Origin of the sequence: Methylobacterium sp. yr668, assembly GCF_900116245.1 — a bacterium.
GTDB lineage: Bacteria > Pseudomonadota > Alphaproteobacteria > Rhizobiales > Beijerinckiaceae > Methylobacterium.
Map to the genome: position 1 here is coordinate 76,075 of NZ_FOZY01000013.1, position 18,733 is coordinate 94,807.

General features: G+C 73.0%; 18 protein-coding genes. 6 read left to right on the forward strand and 12 right to left on the reverse strand.

Annotated features, from left to right (window positions below; genetic code table 11):
* Positions 1–46: 46 nt before the first annotated feature.
* Positions 47–886, reverse strand: a complete 840-nt coding sequence (gene trpA / locus BM419_RS17425) for a tryptophan synthase subunit alpha (RefSeq protein ID WP_091927169.1) — start codon at positions 884–886, stop codon at positions 47–49.
* A 198-nt stretch (positions 887–1,084) separates the two neighbouring features.
* Here trpA and BM419_RS17430 point away from each other — a divergent pair, with 198 nt between their 5' ends.
* From BM419_RS17430 to BM419_RS17440, 3 genes are all read left to right on the forward strand, one after another.
* Complete coding sequence (locus BM419_RS17430; protein ID WP_091927170.1) at positions 1,085–1,750, forward strand: HAD-IA family hydrolase; 666 nt, start codon at positions 1,085–1,087, stop codon at positions 1,748–1,750.
* Positions 1,751–1,852: 102 nt separating this feature from the next.
* Positions 1,853–2,635: a fumarylacetoacetate hydrolase family protein gene (locus BM419_RS17435; protein WP_091927171.1), complete on the forward strand. Its 783-nt coding sequence runs from the start codon at positions 1,853–1,855 to the stop codon at positions 2,633–2,635.
* 113 nt (positions 2,636–2,748) lie between these two features.
* Positions 2,749–5,421 (forward strand): MGH1-like glycoside hydrolase domain-containing protein, encoded by a 2,673-nt coding sequence (locus BM419_RS17440; RefSeq protein WP_091927172.1) that lies wholly within the window; start codon positions 2,749–2,751, stop codon positions 5,419–5,421.
* 41 nt (positions 5,422–5,462) lie between these two features.
* Here the strand turns inward: BM419_RS17440 and BM419_RS17445 are convergent, their stop codons facing one another.
* Positions 5,463–5,870, reverse strand: coding sequence for a Ros/MucR family transcriptional regulator (locus tag BM419_RS17445; RefSeq protein ID WP_026604910.1), 408 nt, complete (start codon positions 5,868–5,870; stop codon positions 5,463–5,465).
* 303 nt (positions 5,871–6,173) lie between these two features.
* On the opposite strand from BM419_RS17445, the gene BM419_RS17450 reads away from it, so the two are divergent.
* Positions 6,174–7,271: an NAD(P)/FAD-dependent oxidoreductase gene (locus tag BM419_RS17450; RefSeq protein WP_091927173.1), complete on the forward strand. Its 1,098-nt coding sequence runs from the start codon at positions 6,174–6,176 to the stop codon at positions 7,269–7,271.
* A gap of 36 nt (positions 7,272–7,307) precedes the next feature.
* Here the strand turns inward: BM419_RS17450 and BM419_RS17455 are convergent, their stop codons facing one another.
* The 7 genes from BM419_RS17455 to BM419_RS17485 form a co-directional block, all read right to left on the reverse strand.
* Positions 7,308–8,024 (reverse strand): LrgB family protein, encoded by a 717-nt coding sequence (locus BM419_RS17455; protein WP_091927174.1) that lies wholly within the window; start codon positions 8,022–8,024, stop codon positions 7,308–7,310.
* 3 nt (positions 8,025–8,027) lie between these two features.
* On the reverse strand, positions 8,028–8,432 hold the full coding sequence (locus BM419_RS17460; RefSeq protein ID WP_020093032.1) for a CidA/LrgA family protein: 405 nt from the start codon (positions 8,430–8,432) through the stop codon (positions 8,028–8,030).
* Between the two features lie 15 nt (positions 8,433–8,447).
* Positions 8,448–8,909: a tellurite resistance TerB family protein gene (locus tag BM419_RS17465; RefSeq protein ID WP_020093031.1), complete on the reverse strand. Its 462-nt coding sequence runs from the start codon at positions 8,907–8,909 to the stop codon at positions 8,448–8,450.
* Positions 8,910–9,022: 113 nt separating this feature from the next.
* Positions 9,023–9,811: a DJ-1/PfpI family protein gene (locus tag BM419_RS17470; RefSeq protein WP_175556321.1), complete on the reverse strand. Its 789-nt coding sequence runs from the start codon at positions 9,809–9,811 to the stop codon at positions 9,023–9,025.
* Between the two features lie 16 nt (positions 9,812–9,827).
* Complete coding sequence (gene tenA / locus BM419_RS17475; protein WP_091927175.1) at positions 9,828–10,511, reverse strand: thiaminase II; 684 nt, start codon at positions 10,509–10,511, stop codon at positions 9,828–9,830.
* Positions 10,512–10,514: 3 nt separating this feature from the next.
* Positions 10,515–11,189, reverse strand: a complete 675-nt coding sequence (locus BM419_RS17480; protein WP_012320334.1) for a response regulator — start codon at positions 11,187–11,189, stop codon at positions 10,515–10,517.
* Positions 11,186–12,667 (reverse strand): ATP-binding protein, encoded by a 1,482-nt coding sequence (locus BM419_RS17485; RefSeq protein WP_091680502.1) that lies wholly within the window; start codon positions 12,665–12,667, stop codon positions 11,186–11,188. The genes BM419_RS17480 and BM419_RS17485 overlap by 4 nt, the downstream gene beginning before the upstream one ends.
* 288 nt (positions 12,668–12,955) lie before the next feature.
* On the opposite strand from BM419_RS17485, the gene BM419_RS17490 reads away from it, so the two are divergent.
* The gene (locus tag BM419_RS17490) at positions 12,956–13,879 is read left to right on the forward strand and encodes a hypothetical protein (RefSeq protein WP_091927176.1); all 924 of its coding nucleotides are present in this window, start codon (positions 12,956–12,958) and stop codon (positions 13,877–13,879) included.
* Between the two features lie 51 nt (positions 13,880–13,930).
* Here the strand turns inward: BM419_RS17490 and BM419_RS17495 are convergent, their stop codons facing one another.
* A complete protein-coding gene (locus tag BM419_RS17495; protein WP_091680498.1) occupies positions 13,931–15,682 on the reverse strand; it encodes a DEAD/DEAH box helicase in 1,752 nt (583 codons plus the stop codon).
* 303 nt (positions 15,683–15,985) lie between these two features.
* Between BM419_RS17495 and BM419_RS17500 the strand changes: the two genes are divergently transcribed.
* Positions 15,986–17,083, forward strand: a complete 1,098-nt coding sequence (locus BM419_RS17500) for a calcium:cation antiporter (RefSeq protein WP_042671759.1) — start codon at positions 15,986–15,988, stop codon at positions 17,081–17,083.
* Positions 17,084–17,255: 172 nt separating this feature from the next.
* Here BM419_RS17500 and BM419_RS17505 read toward each other — a convergent pair whose 3' ends face one another.
* Both BM419_RS17505 and BM419_RS17510 read right to left on the reverse strand, forming a co-directional pair.
* On the reverse strand, positions 17,256–17,987 hold the full coding sequence (locus BM419_RS17505) for an FAD-binding oxidoreductase (RefSeq protein ID WP_175556324.1): 732 nt from the start codon (positions 17,985–17,987) through the stop codon (positions 17,256–17,258).
* Positions 17,988–18,027: 40 nt separating this feature from the next.
* Positions 18,028–18,633, reverse strand: coding sequence for a sulfite oxidase-like oxidoreductase (locus BM419_RS17510; protein WP_091927177.1), 606 nt, complete (start codon positions 18,631–18,633; stop codon positions 18,028–18,030).
* Positions 18,634–18,733: the final 100 nt, after the last annotated feature.

The window sequence follows — 18,733 nt, forward strand, 5'->3', positions numbered from 1 at the left end:
TATCAGGTGCGGCGCGCGCCGCCGCCAGGGGTGCCCGGTCCGCCCGTCAGGCGGCCCGCCCGACGCCCGCCGATCGCACGCCCGCGGCGAGTTCTCGCACCAGCTCCGTCACGGCCTCGACGCTTCCGGCCTGCGCCCGGCCCTCGCCGTCGAGGGAGCGCACCAGGGCGTCCACGAGCGCGGAGCCGACCACGACGCCGTCGGCACCTTCGGCGATCGCCGCCGCGTGGGCGCCGGTCTTGACGCCGAATCCCACGACGACGGGCAGCTCGGTGTGGCGCCGGATGCGGGCGACCGCCTCGGAGACCTTGCCGAAATCCGGGGTCGCCGTCCCGGTGATGCCGGTGATCGACACGTAGTAGACGAAGCCCGCCGTGTTCGCGAGGACGGCCGGCAGGCGCCGCTCGTCGGTGGTGGGCGTGGCGAGGCGGATGAAGGCGAGGCCCTTGCCGAGGGCCGGCAGGCACAGCTCGGAATCCTCCTCGGGCGGGAGATCGACGACGATCAGCCCGTCGACGCCGGCCGCCAGCGCGTCGTCGAGGAAGCGGTCGACGCCGTAGGTGTGGATCGGGTTGTAGTACCCCATCAGCACGATTGGCGTGGTGTCGTTGCCGGCGCGGAAGCGGCGCACGAGGTCGAGGGTGCCCGACACCGTCTGGCCCGCCTTGAGCGCCCGCAGGCCGGCCGCCTGGATCGCCGGGCCGTCCGCCATCGGGTCGGTGAACGGCAGGCCGAATTCCAGGATGTCGGCGCCGGCGCCCGGCAGCGCCTTCAGGACCTCGAGCGAGGTCGCGGGATCGGGATCGCCGGACATCACGTAGGTGACGAGGACGGACCGGTTCTCCGCGCGGGCGCGGGCGAAGGTGGCGTCGATGCGGCTCGGCATGGTCGGTCGATATTCGCTTCTGCAGGGCCGCCGACGGCCCGGGATTGCCCCCGCGCTACACCAAAGGCATCGGCCCGTGAAGCGGGCGGGCCTGCCGCGACCGCCGGCGAAGGCGTCCCGGAGGCCCGGCCACGCGCGAGACGCGGCCATGCGCGCGGGCCGGTTGCCGGGACGGCGCCGCCGGCCTAGCCCTCGCCCATGCCCGAGTCAGCCCTCCCGTCGCGCCCCCTGGCGGCGCTCCTGTTCGACATGGACGGGACGATCATCAGCTCGATCGCCTCCGCGGAGCGGATCTGGTCGCGCTGGGCCGAGGCGCACGGCCTCGACGCGGCGTCCTTCCTGCCGACGATCCACGGCGTGCAGTCGGTCGAGACCATCCGGCGGCTGAACCTGCCGGGCGTCGATCCCGTGGCCGAGGCGGCCGCGATCACCGAGGCCGAGATGGCGGATGTCGACGACATCGTGGCGATCCCGGGGGCGCGGGCCTTCCTGGAGGCGCTGCCGCGCCACCGCTGGGCGATCGTCACCTCGGCGCCCCGGCGGCTGGCGGAGCGCCGCCTCGCGGCGGCCGGAATGCCGGTCCCCGACCTTCTGGTGGCCGCCGAGGACGTGGCGCGGGGCAAGCCCGCGCCGGACTGCTTCCTCCTGGCGGCCGGGCGCCTCGGCGTCGCGGCGCCGGACTGCCTCGTGTTCGAGGACGCCCCGGCCGGCATCCGGGCGGCCGAGGCCGCGGATGCGGCCGTCGTGGTCGTCACCGCGACCCATCACGAGCCGGTGCGGACCGGTCATCCGACGATCGCGGACTACACCGGGCTGCGCGTCGCGGCGGACCCGGAGGGAATCCGGGTGACACGGACCGCCTGAGCCTCTCCATCCCGGCCGCGGATCCGCTGGCGGCCGGTCCCGCCCGGTCGTATCGCCCGCCTGCGCCGCGCGGCGCGCGGATCAAGGTGAAGGGACACGGCCATGGCAACGATCAGTCGACGCCGCGCTCTCGGGGTGGTGGCCGCCGGCGCCGCCGCGGGCCTCGGCCCCGCCGCCGCCGCCGAGGCGCAGCCGGGCCTGCTGTTCCCGCTGCCGCAGGCCACGATCCCGATCCAGGGCGAGGCGCAGGTCTTCCCGGTCCGCCGGATCTACTGCATCGGCCGGAACTACGCGGCCCACGCCCGCGAGATGGGCTCCGACCCGTCGCGCGAGCCGCCCTTCTTCTTCCAGAAGCCGGCGGACGCCGTGCAGGTCGTCGCGGGCGGCGTCGCCGACCACCCCTACCCGTCGCTCACCCAGAACTACCACCACGAGATCGAGCTCGTGGCCGTGCTGAAGTCGGGCGGGCGCGACATCCCGGCCGCGCAGGCGCTCGACCACGTCTACGGCTACGCCACCGGCCTCGACATGACCCGCCGGGACCTCCAGCGCGGCATGGGCAACCAGAAGAAGCCCTGGGAGATCGGCAAGAGCTTCGACCAGTCCGCGCCGATCACGCCGATCCTGCCGGTCGCCCGGGTCGGCCATCCGGCGCGCGGCCGCATCCGGCTCGCCGTGAACGGCACCGTGCGGCAGGACGCCGACCTGTCGGACATGATCTGGTCGGTCGCCGAGCAGATCGCCGAGCTGTCGCGGGCCTTCGAGCTGAAGGCGGGCGACATCGTCTTCTCGGGAACGCCCGAGAATGTCGGGCCGGTCGTCCGCGGGGACGTGCTCGCCGGCTCCATCGAGGGCCTGCCGGACCTGTCGATCCGCATCGTGTGATCGCGCGTCGCGCGATCCCCCGCGGCGATCCGGTCGCGGCGGGGCGTTGACTTTCCCTGCCGGCGTCGCGGCTTTATCCGGTACGGATCCGCGGGGGCAGGAGCAGCGCGCGTATGACCAAGCCCGACGGCGTGCCGCCGCACCTCTTCGAGACCGCCGAGGGCCGCCGTCTCGTGGAGGCCCGCTCCGATCCGGCGTGGCGCCGCTGGGGGCCGTACCTCAGCGACCGGCAATGGGGCACGGTGCGGGAGGATTACAGCCCGAAGGGCGACGCCTGGGACTACCTGCCCCACGACCACGCCCGGTCCCGCGCCTATCGCTGGGGCGAGGACGGGATCGGCGGCTTCGGCGACCGCCACCTGAACTGGTGCCTGTCCCTGGCGCTGTGGAACGGGCGCGACCCGATCCTGAAGGAGCGGCTGTTCGGCCTGACCAACCAGGAGGGCAACCACGGCGAGGACGTCAAGGAACTCTACTACTACCTCGACGGGATCCCGACCCACGCCTTCATGCGGATGCTCTACAAGTACCCGCAGGCCGCCTTCCCGTACGGACGCCTGGTCGAGGAGAACGCGCGGCGCGGCCTCGACGACCCGGAATTCGAGCTCCTCGACACGGGCCTGTTCGACGAGGGCCGCTACTTCGACGTCGAGGTCGCATACGCCAAGGCCGCCCCCGACGACATCCTGATGCGGGTCACCGTCACCAATCGCGGCCCGGACGCGGCGGATCTGACGCTGCTGCCGCAGCTCTGGGCCCGCAACACGTGGTCGTGGAAGCAGGGCACGCCGAAGCCGGAGCTGACGGCCGGGTCGGAGGGCTCGGTCTGGGCGCGCCACCCCGAGATGCCGACCTTCCGGTTCTTCGCCGAGGGCGCGGGCGACCTGCTGTTCACCGAGAACGAGACCAACACGCACCGGCTGTTCGGCAGCGGCCCCGCCGAGGGCTTCTACAAGGACGGGATCGACCGGTGCGTCGTGGGCGGCGACCGGGCCGCCGTCAACGCCCTGTCCGGCACCAAGTGCGCCGCCCGCTACGACCTGCATCTCGGCCCCGGCGAGACTCGGACCGTGCGCCTGCGCCTGCGCGCCGAGACCGCGCCGGGCGCGCCCTTCGCGGATTTCGACGCCGTCTTCACCGCCCGCGAGGGGGAGGCCGACGACTTCTACGGGGCGCTCCAGGCGCCGATCGCCGATCCCGAGATGCGGCTCGTGCAGCGGCAGGCGCTCGCCGGCATGCTCTGGTCGAAGCAGCTCTACCATTACGACGTGCGCGAGTGGCTCGCCGGCGACCCGGCGCAGCCCGCGCCGGCGCCGGAGCGGCGGCACGGCCGCAACAGCGACTGGTCGCACCTGCGCGCCAACGACATCATCTCGATGCCGGATGCCTGGGAGTATCCCTGGTTCGCCTCCTGGGACCTCGCCCTGCAGGCGATCGTGTTCGGGCTCATCGACCCGGACTTCGCCAAGAACCAGCTCCTGCTGCTGGTCGACGAGGCCTACACCCACCCGAACGCCGCGCTGCCGGCCTACGAGTGGGGCTTCGGGGACGCCAACCCGCCGGTCCACGCGCTGGCCGCCTGGCGGGTGTTCGAGCTGGACCGGGCGCTCACCGGCCAGCCGGACCACGCCTTCCTCAAGCGGATCTTCAACAAGCTCACCCTGAACTTCACGTGGTGGGTGAACCGGAAGGATTCCGACGACCGCAACCTGTTCCAGGGCGGCTTCCTCGGCCTCGACAATATCGGGATCTTCGACCGGTCGAAGCCGGTAGGCGACGGCGCCACGCTGACCCAGTCCGACGCGACGGCCTGGATGGCGACCTACGCGCTGAACCTGATGCGGATCGCCATCGAGCTGGCGCTCGACGACCCGACCTTCGAGGACATGGCGGAGAAGTTCTTCGAGCACTTCCTCCTCATCGCCGGAGCCACGGGGGCGGGCGTGTGGGACGAGCCGGACGGCTTCTTCTACGACGTCATCGAGACGCGCGACGGGCAGCGCCTCCCGATCCGCGCCCGGACCATGGTCGGCCTGATCCCGATCTTCGCGGTGGCGGTGATCAACGAGTGCGACCTCGCGCGGCTGCCGTCCCTGCGCAGCCGGATGGTGTTCTTCCTCAAGAACCGCCCGGACCTCGCGACCCTGGTCTCGCGCTGGAACGAGCCCGGCGAGGGCCAGACGGCGCTGCTGTCGCTGCTGCGCGGGCACCGGCTGAAGGCGCTGCTCCACCGCGCCCTGGACCCGAACGAGTTCCTCTCGGATTACGGGCTGCGCGCCGTGTCCCGCGTCTACGCGGACAAGCCGTTCTGCTTCGCCTGGGACGGGCGGGACCTGGGGCTCGCCTACGAGCCGGCCGAGTCGCGCTCGCGGCTGTTCGGCGGCAACTCGAACTGGCGGGGACCGGTGTGGATGCCGGTCAACTACCTGCTCATCGCCGGGCTGAACCGCTTCCACGACTATTACGGCCCGGATTTCCGGGTCGAGGCGCCGACCGGGTCGGGCCGGACCTACGCGCTCCGGGAGATCGCCGCCCACCTGTCACGGCGGCTGATCAGCCTCTCGACCCGCCGCCCGGACGGGCGCAGGCCGGTCTACGGTGACAGCCGGATCGAGCAGGAGGATCCGCATTTCCGCGACCACGTCCTGTTCTACGAGTACTACCACGGCGACAGCGGCCGCGGGGTCGGCGCGTCGCACCAGACCGGATGGTCCGGGCTCGTGGCCCTTCTGATCCAGGAAGTGGCGACCGCCGCCGCCGAGGCGCAGAACCCGGGTTGGCCGTGAGGACCGGTCGCCGGGCTCGCGCGCCGGCGACCGACGCTCATTTACTCCGCGGCCTGCTGCATCCGCAGGCGCTGGCCCTCGCCGATCTGGCGGGAGATCGTCGAGCGGCGGGCGCTGTAAACCGCCGAGACCAGCGGGTAATCGACGGGCAGGCCCCACTTGGCCTTGTAGGCCTCGGGCGTGAGGCCGCGCATCGTCAGGTGACGCCGCAGGGCCTTGTAGGGCTTGCCGTCCTCGAAGCTGATGAGCGTGTCCGGCCGGATCGAGGCCCGGATCTGCGCCTCGGTCGGCCGCCGGACCTGCGGCTCTGCGGGCTGGTCCAGGGCGGTGATCGAGCGGTGTACCTCGGAGAGCAGGTCGGGCAGCGTTCCCGCCGGGACACTGTTGCGCGTGACGTAGGCGCTCAGGATCTTTGCGGCGAGTTCGACGCTCGGCGATGTCATCTGCATGGTCGTCACCTCGATTCTACGTGTTTCGGATGTGGCTCTCGTCGGTTTCCGTCGGGCTCTTCGCCGCCGACGGCCGGTGCATGTCCCTGAGACGTTCTCGGCCTCGGCCGGAGGCGGCGGATGGCCTCATTATGGGCCAGTCCGCTGCCGCTACAACCGAGCCGCGCATTTATCGCGCCGATATTTCTACTTAGGATTGAGATTTAGGGTCAACGACGAATCAACGGGCGCGTCGTTGTTCCGGCTCAAGTGCGGTATTGAGGACTCACCTGCCCAACCGGGCGCGTTGGAGAACGCGAAGACATGGAGGCCCTGGTCGTCGGAGCCGGCGTCGTCGGACTCGCCATCGGGCGGGCACTCGCGCTGCGCGGGCATGCCGTCATCGTGGCGGAAGCCGAGGACGCCTTCGGAACGGGTGTCTCGTCCCGCAGCTCGGAAGTGATCCACGCCGGCATGTACTACCCGGGCGGATCCGAGCGCGCGCATCACTGCGTCGAGGGCGCCCGCCAATTATACAACTTTTGCGCGAGTCATGGCGTCCCGCATCGCGCGTGCGGCAAGCTGATCGTCGCGTCCGACGACGCGGAGGCCGAGAAGATCGCGGCGATCCGACGCCAGGGCGAGGCCAACGGCGTCCCGGGCCTCGAACTCCTCGACGGACGCGCCGCCCGGCAGCTGGAGCCGAATCTCGCCTGCACGGTGGCGCTGCACTCGCCACGCACCGGCGTCGTCGACAGCCACGCGCTGATGCTCGCCCTGCTCGGGGCGATCGAGGATCACGGCGGCGCGCTCGCCCTGCGCACCCCGGTCGAGGGCTTGGCGCGGCGGGACGGGCAGTGGCGGGCCGCGTTCGGCGGCGCCGAGCCCGGCACGATGGCCTTCGACGCGGTGGTCAACGCCGCGAGCTTCGGTGCCCCGGCCCTGGCCGCCGGCACGGAGGGCTACCCGGCCGAGCGCGTCCCGACGCTGCGCCTCGCCCGCGGCAACTATTTCGGCTGCACCGGCAAGCCGGCCTTCTCGCGGCTGATCTACCCGGCGCCGCGGATCGACGGCGGCCTCGGCATCCACCTCACCCTCGACCTCGCCGGCCGCACCCGCTTCGGGCCCGACGTGGAGTGGGTCGACGGGTTCGACTACCGGGTCGATCCCGCGCGCGCCGAGGCCTTCTACGGCGCGATCCGGCGCTACTGGCCCGGCCTGCCCGACGGGGCGCTGTACCCGGACTACGCGGGCCTGCGGCCGAAGCTGACCGGGCCCAGCGAGGCGGCGGCCGACTTCCGGATCGACGGGCCGGCCGAGCACGGCCTGCCGGGGATCGTGCACCTGTTCGGGATCGAGAGCCCCGGCCTGACCTCCAGCCTGTCGCTCGCCGAGGCCGTGGCCGACCGGCTGGACGCCTGAGGCCTCAGAACAGCAGGTGCTCAGAACAGCAGGTGCTCAGAACAGCAGGTGCAGCGCCAGGGGCGCGAGGATCGCCGTCAGGAAGGCGTTGAGCCCCATGGCGATGCCCGCGAAGGTGCCGGCGACCTCGCTGACCTGGAAGGCGCGGGCCGTCCCGATGCCGTGGGCCGCGAGCCCGGCCGCGAAGCCGCGGGCGCGCATGTCGCGGATCCGCAGGAGGTTCATCATCGGCGTCACGAGAATCGCCCCGATGATGCCGGTGAGGATCACCAGGATGGCGGTGAGCGTCGGGTCGCCGCCGAGCGCCTCCGCGATACCCATCGCGACGCCCGAGGTCACGGATTTCGGGGCCAGCGAGACGAGGATCGGCTGCGGGATGTCGAGGAGGCGCGCGAGGCCGATCACCACGGCGAGGGTGGTGGCCGAGCCGGCGGCGAGGGCCGCCAGCATCGGCGCGAGGGCGCGCAGGACGGTCGCCCGCCGCTCGTAGAGCGGCATCGCCAGCACCACGGTGGCGGGCCCGAGCAGGAAGTGGACGAACTGCGCGCCCTCGAAATAGGCCCCGTAGGGCGTGCCGGTGACGGCCAGGACCGCCCCCACCAGGACGACGGTGATGAGGACGGGGTTGGCGATCGGGTGCCGGCCGGTCGCGGCGGCGATCCGGTCCGCCAGGACGTAGGCGGTCAGCGTCACCGTCAGCCACAGGAGCGGTGTCTTGGCGAGGTAGACCCAGAGCGAGAAGTCGCCGGCCACCCGTCAGGGCTCCCCGTCGGTCCCGCGCCGCTCGACCAGGGCGGCGACGGCGCGGAACACCAGGACGGTGACCAGCAGCGACAGGGCGGTCGAGACGACCAGCACGAGGGCCAGTTTGGCGCCCTGTGCCCGCAGCAGGTCGAGGCGGCCGACGACGCCGACGCCCGCGGGGACGAACAGGAGCGACAGGTTCATCAGCAGCCCGCGCGCGGTCGTCTCGAGCGTCCCGTCGGTCAGCGGCTTCGGCAGCACGCGCGGCAGGCCGAGGCGGGCATTGTCGCGCAGCAGCAGGAACGCGAACATCAGGCCCATGCCGATCACCGGCCCCGGGATCGGGACGCCCGCGCCGCGCGCGAGGGCTTCGCCCAGCAGCTGCGCGAGCAGGATCAGGGCCAGACTGGCGATCATCGCGGGCGGCCGGGACTACGCGGCCGCGACGCCCTGCTGTCCGCTGCGGCGGGCCGCCGCGATGGCGGCCTCGTCGAAGCCGAGCAGGCGGCCGAGGCGCTCGACCAGCGCCTCCTCGAACTCGTCGACGTTGCCGTCCGCCGCCGCCACCGACCACGCCATGGTCAGCAGCTCCTCGCGCTCGGACCGATCGGCCTCGTGCGGGATCATCTCCACGAGGCTCGCCACGTCGCGCACCTCCGAATCCATGGCGGCGGCGCGCTCGATCAGCGCCCGCGCGGCGTCCGGACCGTCGGCGTAGTGGCCCTGCACGAGGCGCGAGAGGCGCTCGCTCTCGGCCGGCGCCAGGATGCCGTCGACGCGGGCGACGTGGACGAGGAGCGCGGTGGCCGCGAGATGCGTCTCGTCCACGGTCTCCTGCGTGCCGACGCCGAGAGCCTCGGCCGCGTAGGCGCGCAGGCGTGCGATCAGGGACATGGCGGCTCCGGGGGATCGTGCACCGCAACAGTTCGGGCCCCGGCGGCGCGCCGTCAAGCACGCCGCCGCACGTCGCGCCGGACCGTGGCCCGGTTGCATCGCCGGCGCGGCGCTCACCGGCGCGCTGCGGCCTCCGCCCCCGTCACCAGCGGCGCGAGGATCGCCTCGGCCGCTCGGACGGTCGCGGGCCCGGCCTCGGCGGGCGTGCCGGCGCGGAAGGGCGGCGCCGGGGCGTACTCGGCGACGAGCTGCGCGGTGCGGGCGTAGGAATGCCCGCGCAGGCGCGCGGCGAGCGCCAGCCCGAGATCGAGCCCCGCCGAGACCCCAGCCGCGGTGACGCGGTCGCGGTCGAAGACGACGCGCTCGGCCACCGGCCGGGCGCCCAGGAGCGGCAGCACCGCGTCGCGCACGCTCCAGTGGGACGTCGCGCGGTAGCCGCGCAGCAGGCCCGCCGCCCCGAGGATCAGCGACCCGGTGCAGACGCTGGCGATCCAGCCGGCCCGCGCGGCGCGGTCGCGCAGGAAGGCGAGGAGCGCGGCGTCGCCCATCTGGGCGGGGGTGCCGTCGCCCCCGGGGACGAACAGGACGTCGAGATCCGCCGGGCAGGTCGCGAAGCCGTGGGTCGCCACCAGGACGAGGCCGGTGTCGCTCGTCACCGGGCCGGGCTCCGCGCCGACGAGGTGGAGGCTGCCGGGGGCGAGGCCGGCGAGGAAGGTCTGCGGCCCCACGAGATCGAGCGCGGTGAGGCCCGGATAGACCAGCATGGCGATCCGGACGGGCCGATCCGGCGGGATCGGCGCCGGATCGCCGGCGGCGGCCAGGGCCGGACGGAGCGGCGCGGCGAGGGCTGCAGCGAGCGCGGCGGCGACGAGATCGCGGCGGCTGGCGTCCGGCGCGGTCACGGGCGCGCCGGGCGGCTCACAGGGCCCAGGCCGCGTCGCGGTAGGCGCTGTCCCAGAACTGCCACTCGAGCCGGGTGGCCTGCGTGAACGCCCGGTGCATCCGCGCGCGCTCGGCCTCCGACGCGTCCCGCGCCGCGCGGTCCGTGGCGGCGATCATGGCCGCGACCGCCGCGGCGAAATCGTCGCCCGCGTAGGTGTCGATCCAGGCGCGATACGGGTTGTCGGGCGCCGCGCGGGCGAAGATGTCGTCGCCGACCGCCTTGTAGATCCAGAAGCAGGGCAGCAGGGCCGCGCAGAGGACCGCGTAGGGCTCGGCGTAGGCGGTGGCCGTGAGGTAGCTGACGTAGTGGTCGCAGGCCGGCGTCAGGGGCGTGGCCGCGAAGGTCTCCGGCCCGATGCCGTAGTCGCGGAAGAAGCCGCCGTGGAGGGCGCGCTCGACCACGATCGCCTCCTGCGCGGCGCGGGAGAACTGCACGATCGTGTCCGGATCCGGCGCCTTCGCGGCGGCGAGGCTCAGCGCCCGGCCGAAGCCGATCAGGTAGTGCGCGTCCTGCACGATGTAGTGCCGGAACCGGTCTTGCGGCAGCGTGCCGGCGGCGAGCTCGGCGTTGAACGGCATCGACCGGATGGTCTCGTAGGCGGCGGCGTTGCGCGCCCAGGCCTCCCGGGAGAAGGCGTCGTCAGGTCCGGGAAATGCCACGGCTTAGCCCTGCCGCTGCGCGTGGGTGACGGCGACGTGGATCAGCTCGGCGAGGGTGCGCACGCCGAGCTTCTGGCGCATCTGAGAGCAGGCGTTCGTCACGGTCTTGTAGCTCACCGACAGGTCGGCCGCGATGGCTCCGTAGGAGCGGCCCTGCGCGAGGCGCGCCAGGATCTGCTGCTCGCGGGGAGTCAGCTGCGATTCCGGCGCGCGGCGTGCGTCGGCGCGCAGCATCGCCACCTCGGTGGCGAGGCGCCGGTCGAGGTAGACCTCGCCGACGCGGACCTTGGCGAAGGCCTCGAACAGCTCGGCCGAGGCGTGGTCCTTGAGGACGTAGCCCAGGGCCCCCGCCTCGAGGGCGCGGGCGACGATCACCGGGTCGTTGTGCATGCTGAAGACCAGGATGCGCGTCTCGGGCGCGACCGCCCGGATCCGCCGGATCAGGCCGAGCCCGGCCATGCCGCTGCCCTGGAAGGTCAGGTCGCAGATCACGACCGGCGGGCGGAGCCGGTGGAAGATCCGGTAGCCGCCGACGACTGTCGTCGCCTCCGCGATGGTTTCGACGCCGGAATCCTCCAGCACGCGTCGACAGCCCTGCAGGACGATTGGGTGATCATCGATGACGAGAACCGGCAGGCGCGTGGCGGCGGCGTCGATCTGGGATGCGATGGCGTTCATGCGCTCGGCGCGGTGTTGTTCTCGTCGCCCCGGTCGGGCGGAACGGGGATCGTGATCCGGACGATCGCCCCGGGGCCGGCATTGTCAAGGGCGAAGGTGCCGTCGAGGGCCTCCACGCGCTCGCGCATCCCCGACAGACCGAGCCCGGTACCGTGTTCCGGCGGGATTCCGGTGCCGTTGTCGCGGATGGTGAGGTCGATCCGGCCGCCGGTCTCGGCCGCCTCGGCCTCCACCCGGGTCGCGGCGCCGTGCCGCACGGCGTTGGTGGCGCTCTCCTGAACGCAGCGGAACACCGTGAGGTCCACGAGGTCGCCGTAGCCCCGGGCCAGCCCGTCGAAGCGGCCCGCGAAGGTGATGCCGGGATGGCGCTGCCCGAAGCCGCGCAGGAGCAGGTCGAGGCAGGTCGCCAGGGGCGCCTGCCCGAGGCCGTGCGGCCGCAGGCGGTTCAGGAGTTCCCGGTTGACGGTCTGGACCTGCCCGACGATCGCGCTGATCTCGGCCGCCCGGGCGGCGAGCTTCTCGCGGCTCGGCTCGGCCGCGCCGGAGGCGATGCGGCCGATCGAGGCGGCGTTGGCCTCCAGGGCGAACAGGCACGGGCCGAACTCGTCGTGCAGCTCCAGGGCCGTCCGGCGGCGCTCGTCGTCCTGCGCGGTCAGGAGCTGGCGGTTGAGGCGGCCGTTGGCGGCCCGGACCTCGCCCAGGGCCTCGGCGACCTTGTTGAACCGCTCGGCGATCACGGCCAGCTCCCGGGCGCCGGGCGGCTCCAGGCGGGCGGTGTAGTCGTGGTGCTCCAGCTGGGTCAGGCCGGCGCCGAGCCGCCGCAGCGGCGCGAGGATCCGGCCCAGCGCGATGTAGAGTGCGATCAGCATCGCGGCGTTGATCGCCAGGGTGGTCAGCGAGAGCGCCCGGGCGTAGCCCCAGATCTCGTCGATCTCGTCCATCGGCTGCGTGGTGATCTGCGCCGTGCCGAGCCGCCGCCCGTTGACGACGATCGGAAGGGCGTGGCGCTCGATCGGCGGCATGATCAGGTCGGCGAACCAGCGCGGCGCCTCCCGGTCGGCGCGCGGCGGCGGCAGCGGCCGGCCGACCTCGTCGCCGTCCGCGTCGAGCACGGCGACCCGGACGTGCCGGAGGACCTTGAAGCGCAGGTCGAGGGTCTGGAGCAGCGTGTCGGGCGCGGCGGTGTCGGACAGGCGGATCGTGTCGGCCACCAGCGACTCGACGGTCGCGAGCGACGCGCGGGTCTCGACGCGCACGGCCGACCGGGCGTTCAGGACGATGACCGCGCAGGAGATCACGGCCGCGAAGGCGTCGATCAGCAGGACCACCGCGACGAGCCGCGCGCGGGTGGACCACGCCGACCAGGGCCAGCGGCGGAGCCGGGGAGCGTCCGGCGCTTCGGCCGTCTCGGTACGCGGGGACAGGTTCGGGCGGGTATCCACGCGCTGACGCATAGCGACCGCGCCGGCGAAGTCCATGGCGCCCGCCGCGGGCGGCCGGCAGAGTGGCGCCCCGGACGTGCTCAGGCCGCCCCGCCCCCAGTGCAGCGGACGGGGCGAACACCGATTCTTAAGCGGCGCGGCGTAATCTTGTGGATAGCCGCGCCAGGACTGGCTGGGCAGGCAATTCGGACCGACATCATTGCGCCGTATTGCAGCTCCTCTATCGCCACCAGAGTCGAACCACCTTCGAATCCTCGGAGTGTGGCGGCCGGTGAAGGGGAGCCCGGTCGCGCGCGGCGTGTATCGTGTCAGAGACCCCGGCCTATGATCGATCTCAACCTCGACCCGTCCGAGACCCGGCCTGACCGGACGCCGTCGGCCAAGCCCGGGTCGTCGCTGAACCTCAAGGTCGTGCTGTTCAGCGTGGCTGGCGCGAGCGCGCTGGTCGGCTTCGGCGTCGCCGCCTCGACGGTGATGGCCGGCCTGGCGGCGCCGACCCCCGTGAAGATCGTCGCGTCCCGGCAGGCCGCGGACTGGCCGGAGCTGAAGGACGGGCTGCCCGCCATCAAGGGCTCCGTCCAGGCGGCGGCCGCCCCGGCGCAGCCCGCCAAGCCGGAGACACCGGCGCTCAGGATGGTGTCGCTGCCGGAGGCGTTCGCGGCGATCACGCCCGCGCCGACGCCGCCCGCGCCCGACGCCCCGCGGCCGGCGGCTCCGCAGCCCGCGAAGGTCGCCGCCGCCCCCGTCGCGCCGACGCAGCGCATCCCGGTTCCGACGCCCGTCACGCCGGTCGCGGCCGCGCGGGAAGTCGCGCCTCTGGCGCCGGTCCGCACGGCCGCGCTTCAGACGCCCCGCGCCTCCGAGACGGTCCGGGCCCGCGAGCTCGTCGAGCCGGCCGCGCCGAAGCCGGTGGCGGAGAGCACGGAGCGCGCGGAGAAGGCCGAGCGTCCCGAGAAGAAGGAGCGGGCCGAGAAGACGGAGCGCTCCGGGAAATCGGATAGGACGGAGCGCGCCGAGAAGATCGAGCGCCCCGAGAAGCCCGCGCCCAAGGCGGCGACCCGCCAAACGCCCGCGCCGACGCGGACCGCCGACAAGGCGAAGGGCGCCGCCACCGTTGCCCAGGCGGAGCCCGCCGAGGCGGAGGACACCGAGGTGCTCGGCATCAAGCTCCCGTCCCTGGCGCCGGCCGGGCGGAAGCTGAAGGAGAGCGTCGACGCCCTCGGCGACGCCGTCAAGAACGTCTTCTGAGCCGCCGCGCCGGCCCCGCTCACGGGGCCGGACGTCTGCCGGGGCCGGCGCTCAGGCCCGGCCCGTCTGGCGCCCGGCCTTGTCGCCCTTCGGCCCGGTGCGCTCGGCCTTGCGCTGGTGCTTGCCGGCCCGCGGGCTCGCGAATCCCTTCGGCCCGGCGGGTGGCCCCCTGCGCTCGGCCGGCGCCCCATCGCCCGCGAGCGCCTCGACCTGGATCTCCGGCGAGCCGTTGCGGGCGAAAGCCTCGGCGAAGCGCGCCGCCGCGTTGCCCCGCACCTCGAACTTGGTCTCGCGGTCGAAGATCCGGATGGCGCCGATCTCCTGGCGCCCGATACCGCCCCGACGGGTCAGCATCGGCAGCAGCCGGCGCGGGTCGGCGTTGTCGCGGCGGCCGAGGTTGAGCCGGAACCAGACCGCCGGCCCCATGGCGGCGATCCGCTCCGGGTCCATCGGGTCGTAGGGCGGACGCTCGCCGCGGGGGGCGCGGCCCTCGCCCGGATCGCTGACCTCCTCGGGGGCCGGCAGGCGGGTGCGGTACACGCGGGCCAGGAGCGCGGCGAGCTCTTCCGGGCTCTTGCCGGCGAGCAGCGTCTCGGCCAGCGCGACGTCCTCCTCGGCCGGCGGCTCGGCGAAGAGCGGGTCGGACAGCATGCGCTCGCCGTCGAGCCGGCGGATCTCGTCGGCCGAGGGCGGCCCCGACCATTCGGGGCTCACCTTGGCGATGGCGAACATCTGCTCGGCCCGGCGCCGCCGGGAATTGGGGATCAGCAGCACCGAGGTGCCCTTGCGGCCGGCGCGGCCGGTGCGGCCGCTGCGGTGCTGCATGACCTCGGCGTCGTGCGGGAGATCCGCGTGGATGACGAGGCTGAGCGACGGCAGGTCGATGCCGCGGGCGGCCACGTCGGTGGCGACGCAGACGCGGGCGCGGCCGTCGCGCAGGGCCTGGAGGGCGGCGTTGCGCTCGCCCTGCCCCAGCTCGCCCGAGAGCGCCACCACCGAGAAGCCCCGCTCGGTCAGGCTGGCCTGGAGGTGCCGGACGGCGTTGCGGGTGTTGCAGAAGACGATCGCGGTCTTGGCGTCCGCCTCGCGCAGGAGGTTGAGCACCACGTGCTCGGTCTCCCGCGGCATGATCCGCACCGCCCGGTAGGCGATGTCGGCGTGGCCCTTGGTCTCTCCCTTGATCGCGAGCCGGAGGGCCCCGCGCTGGTAGCGCTCGGCCAGCGTCTCGATCGCCTTCGGCAGGGTCGCGGAGAACAGGTAGGTGGCCCGCTCCGCGGGCGTCGCCGAGAGGATGAACTCGATGTCCTCGCGGAAGCCGAGATCGAGCATCTCGTCCGCCTCGTCGAGGACCACGGCGCGCAGCGCCGTCGGGTCGAGGTTGCGGCGCTCGAGGTGGTCGCGCAGGCGGCCCGGCGTCCCGACCACGATGTGGGTGCCGTCCGCGAGCATCCGGCTCTCCCGGCGCGGATCCATGCCGCCGACGCAGGCCGCGACACGGCCTCCGGCCGGCCCATAGAGCCAGGACAGCTCCCGCTGGACCTGCAGGGCGAGTTCCCGGGTCGGGGCGATCACGAGGGCGAGGGGCGCCGCCGGGGGCGGCAGATGCTCGGCCTCCCCGATCAGCATGCTGGCCATGGCGAGGCCGTAGGCCACGGTCTTGCCGGACCCGGTCTGGGCCGAGACGAGGAGGTCGCGGGAGCCGGCGGCGGCTTCCAGCACGGCGGCCTGGACCGGCGTCGGGTCGGCGTAGCCGCGGTCGCTCAGGGCCCGCGCGAGGGGGGCGGGCAGGGTCGGGAAAGGCAAGCTTCGGGAACTCTCAACGGCCGTGCCGCGCCCGGCAGCGCGCCATCGCGCGGCGGGGGAATCAGGCGCCGGACTTTATTCGGGTGCCTGGAAGGTAACGCCAACCGGGCCGACTGACCACTCCCGTCGCAGCATGGGGCGGTTGCGCGCGCTCGATCCGGGATCCGGCACGCCTCATCGGCGCGCGAATGGACCCGCGGCCGATCGGCCGTCGACGCCGACACTGGTCCGACGACCTGCTAAGGCTCCCGTGAATCGCGCACGTCGAGGCCCGACGCGAACCGAGCGGAGTACACGTTCATCATGATGGCAGCCCTGCGGGTGGCGGTAGCCTGGGCGACGGTTCTCGCCTTCACGTGGTTCGGCAAGGACTGGCTCGGAGACCTGTCGCAGCCCCTGTTCGCGGGGGGCCTGTTCGCGTGGCTGCTCGCCGTGATCGTCTGGGCCGCCTTCGGCGTAGTGCACGAGGCCGAAGAACTGGCACACCGCCTCGGCGAGCCCCTCGGGACGCTGGTCCTGACGCTGGCCATCGTCATCATCGAGGTGGCGCTGATCTCCGCCGTGATGCTGTCGGCCAAGGACGCGCCGACCCTCGGCCGCGACACGATGTTCGCGGTGCTGATGATCGTGCTGAACGGCGTCGTCGGGCTGGGCCTCCTGGTCGGCGGCCTGCGCCACCACCAGCAGCGCTACAACCTCCAGGGTGCCTCGGCCTTCATGGCGGTGATCATCCCGCTCACCACCATCGCGCTGATCATCCCCAACTTCACCAGCTCCACCAGCGACGGGACCCTGACGACGCTTCAGGCGGTCACGTTCTCGGTGTTCACCCTCGCCCTCTACGGCGTGTTCCTGCTGATCCAGACCGGGCGCCACAGCGAGTTCTTCATCGACGCGGAGATCCCCGAGGCGACGGAGCCGCCGCACGGCGCGGATCCGGTCTCGGGCGGCAGCGTCGCCAAGCATGTCGGCCTGCTGCTCGCCAACGTCCTGCCGATCGTGATCCTGGCCAAGAGCCTCGCGGTGATCCTCGATCACGGCATCGCGGCGCTCGGCGCGCCGACGGCGCTGGGCGGCGTGCTGATCGCCGCCATCGTGTTCACGCCGGAGGGGATCTCGGCGCTCAAGGCGGTGGCCCGCAACGAGCTCCAGCGGGCGATCAACCTGTGCCTGGGGGCGGCCACTTCCACGGTCGGCCTCACCGTGCCGGCGATCCTGACCATCGGGCTGCTCACCGGCCAGACCGTGGTGCTCGGCCTCAAGCCCACCGAGATGACCCTGCTGGCCGTGACGCTGATCCTCAGCGCCCAGACCTTCTCGGGCTCGCGCACCACCGTGCTGGAGGGCGCGGTGCACCTCGTGCTGTTCTTCGTCTACCTCGTGCTGATCTTCAGCCCCTGATTCGGCTTCCGGCTGAACGCTTCGGGCGGCGCAACCCGCTCCGTCATCGCGAGCGCAGCGAAGCCACCCGGGGCGGCGCGACGTTGGAGAACGTGGCGCACTCTGGATTGCTTCGCTCCGCTCGCAGAGACGACAGAGCCGAGATCCTCGACCGGAAAGCGCCAAGCCTCGTTCAGGCGCCGAAGCGCTCGGTGCGGATCAGGCCCGGCGCGACGCCCTGCGCCAGGATCAGGTCCGAGGCCGCGGCCACGAACCGGTTCGAGCCGCAGAGGAACACCTTCCCGGGCGCCCCGATCCGCGCCAGGGCGTCGGCGACGAGTGGCGCGTCGATCCGCTTGCCGCCGGGCTCGCGGGTCGTGGCGAGATGCAGGGAGAAGTTGGGATCCGTCTCGGCGAGTCGCTCCAGCTCGGCGACCGCGATCGCCTCCGCGCGGGTGCGGGCCGAGTAGATCAGCGCCGCCGGGATCGCCCGCCAGTGCTGCGCCCGCCGCCGCAGCATCGCCAGGAGCGGCACCACGCCGGACCCACCGCCGCCCAGGAGCAGCGGCCCGCCGTCAGACCCGTCCCAGGAGAACGAGCCGCCGATCGGCCCGCGCAGCTCGACCCGGTCGCCGACCTCGGCGCAGTGCGAGAACCAGCCCGAGACCTCGCCGTCCGGCAGGGCCTCGATCATCAGCTCCAGGGTGCCGCTGCCGTCCTGCGCCGAGGCGATGGAATAGCTGCGCTGCGCCTGGTAGCCGTCCTCGGCGGTGAGCCGGACATCGACGTGCTGCCCGGCCCGGTAGGACTCGGCGAGGCCGCAGCGCAGCCGGACGCTCTTCACGTGCGGCGTCACCGGCGCGATCGCGGTGATCTCCGCCTCGTGCCAGCGGAAGACGATGGGCTCGAACGCCGGGTCAGTCACTGTGTCCGTCACCGCGTCAGTCACCACCTCAGGAACCGCCTCAGTCACCGATGTAGCGCTGCTCACGCCAGGGATCCCCGTACATGTGGTAGCCGCGCAGCTCCCAGAAGCCGGCCGTGTCGGTCTGGGTGAACCGGAGGCCCTTCACCCACTTGGCGCTCTTCCAGAAGTAGAGATGTGGCACGAACAGCCGCGCCGGACCGCCGTGATCCGGATGGATCGGCTGGCCCTCGTAGCGCGTCGCCACCAGGGCGCGGCCGCCCACGAGGTCGGCCACCGGCACGTTCGTGGTGTAGTCGTCATGGGATTCCGCCAGGAGGTAGCCAGTCGGCGCCGCGATCCCGGCATCGGCCAGGATGTCGTCGAAGCTGACGCCCTCCCAGGTCGTGTCGAACTTCGACCACTTGGTGACGCAGTGGATGTCGCCGCGCCAGGTGGTGCGGGGCAGCGCCTCGAACTCCGCCCAGCTCCACGCCTTGATCGGCCGGGACCCCTCGCGCAGCGTGAAGCGCCACGTGGCCATGTCGACGGTCGGGTTGGGGCCGATCTGGAGGATCGGGAAATCGTCGGTGAGATACTGACCCGGCGGCAGGCGCGCGCCGGTCTCGGGCGGCTGCCTGCGTCCGACGAAGCCCCGTGTCACCATGACGGTCGCCGCTCCTCTCGCTCGCCCTCCGGCTCGCCCCCGGGTTTGGTGCGGCGGAGCACCTCACGTCAAGCCGGCACGTGCGGCCGAACAAACGCCC

Excerpts from the sequence above, each read along its gene's own strand:
- trpA (WP_091927169.1), bottom strand. The coding sequence starts at position 886 with ATGCCGAGCCGCATCGACGCCACCTTCGCCCGCGCCCGCGCGGAGAAC.
- BM419_RS17430 (WP_091927170.1), top strand. The coding sequence starts at position 1,085 with ATGCCCGAGTCAGCCCTCCCGTCGCGCCCCCTGGCGGCGCTCCTGTTC.
- BM419_RS17435 (WP_091927171.1), top strand. The coding sequence starts at position 1,853 with ATGGCAACGATCAGTCGACGCCGCGCTCTCGGGGTGGTGGCCGCCGGC.
- BM419_RS17440 (WP_091927172.1), top strand. The coding sequence starts at position 2,749 with ATGACCAAGCCCGACGGCGTGCCGCCGCACCTCTTCGAGACCGCCGAG.
- BM419_RS17445 (WP_026604910.1), bottom strand. The coding sequence starts at position 5,870 with ATGCAGATGACATCGCCGAGCGTCGAACTCGCCGCAAAGATCCTGAGC.
- BM419_RS17450 (WP_091927173.1), top strand. The coding sequence starts at position 6,174 with ATGGAGGCCCTGGTCGTCGGAGCCGGCGTCGTCGGACTCGCCATCGGG.
- BM419_RS17460 (WP_020093032.1), bottom strand. The coding sequence starts at position 8,432 with ATGATCGCCAGTCTGGCCCTGATCCTGCTCGCGCAGCTGCTGGGCGAA.
- BM419_RS17465 (WP_020093031.1), bottom strand. The coding sequence starts at position 8,909 with ATGTCCCTGATCGCACGCCTGCGCGCCTACGCGGCCGAGGCTCTCGGC.
- BM419_RS17480 (WP_012320334.1), bottom strand. The coding sequence starts at position 11,189 with ATGAACGCCATCGCATCCCAGATCGACGCCGCCGCCACGCGCCTGCCG.
- BM419_RS17485 (WP_091680502.1), bottom strand. The coding sequence starts at position 12,667 with ATGGACTTCGCCGGCGCGGTCGCTATGCGTCAGCGCGTGGATACCCGC.
- BM419_RS17490 (WP_091927176.1), top strand. The coding sequence starts at position 12,956 with ATGATCGATCTCAACCTCGACCCGTCCGAGACCCGGCCTGACCGGACG.
- BM419_RS17500 (WP_042671759.1), top strand. The coding sequence starts at position 15,986 with ATGATGGCAGCCCTGCGGGTGGCGGTAGCCTGGGCGACGGTTCTCGCC.
- BM419_RS17510 (WP_091927177.1), bottom strand. The coding sequence starts at position 18,633 with ATGGTGACACGGGGCTTCGTCGGACGCAGGCAGCCGCCCGAGACCGGC.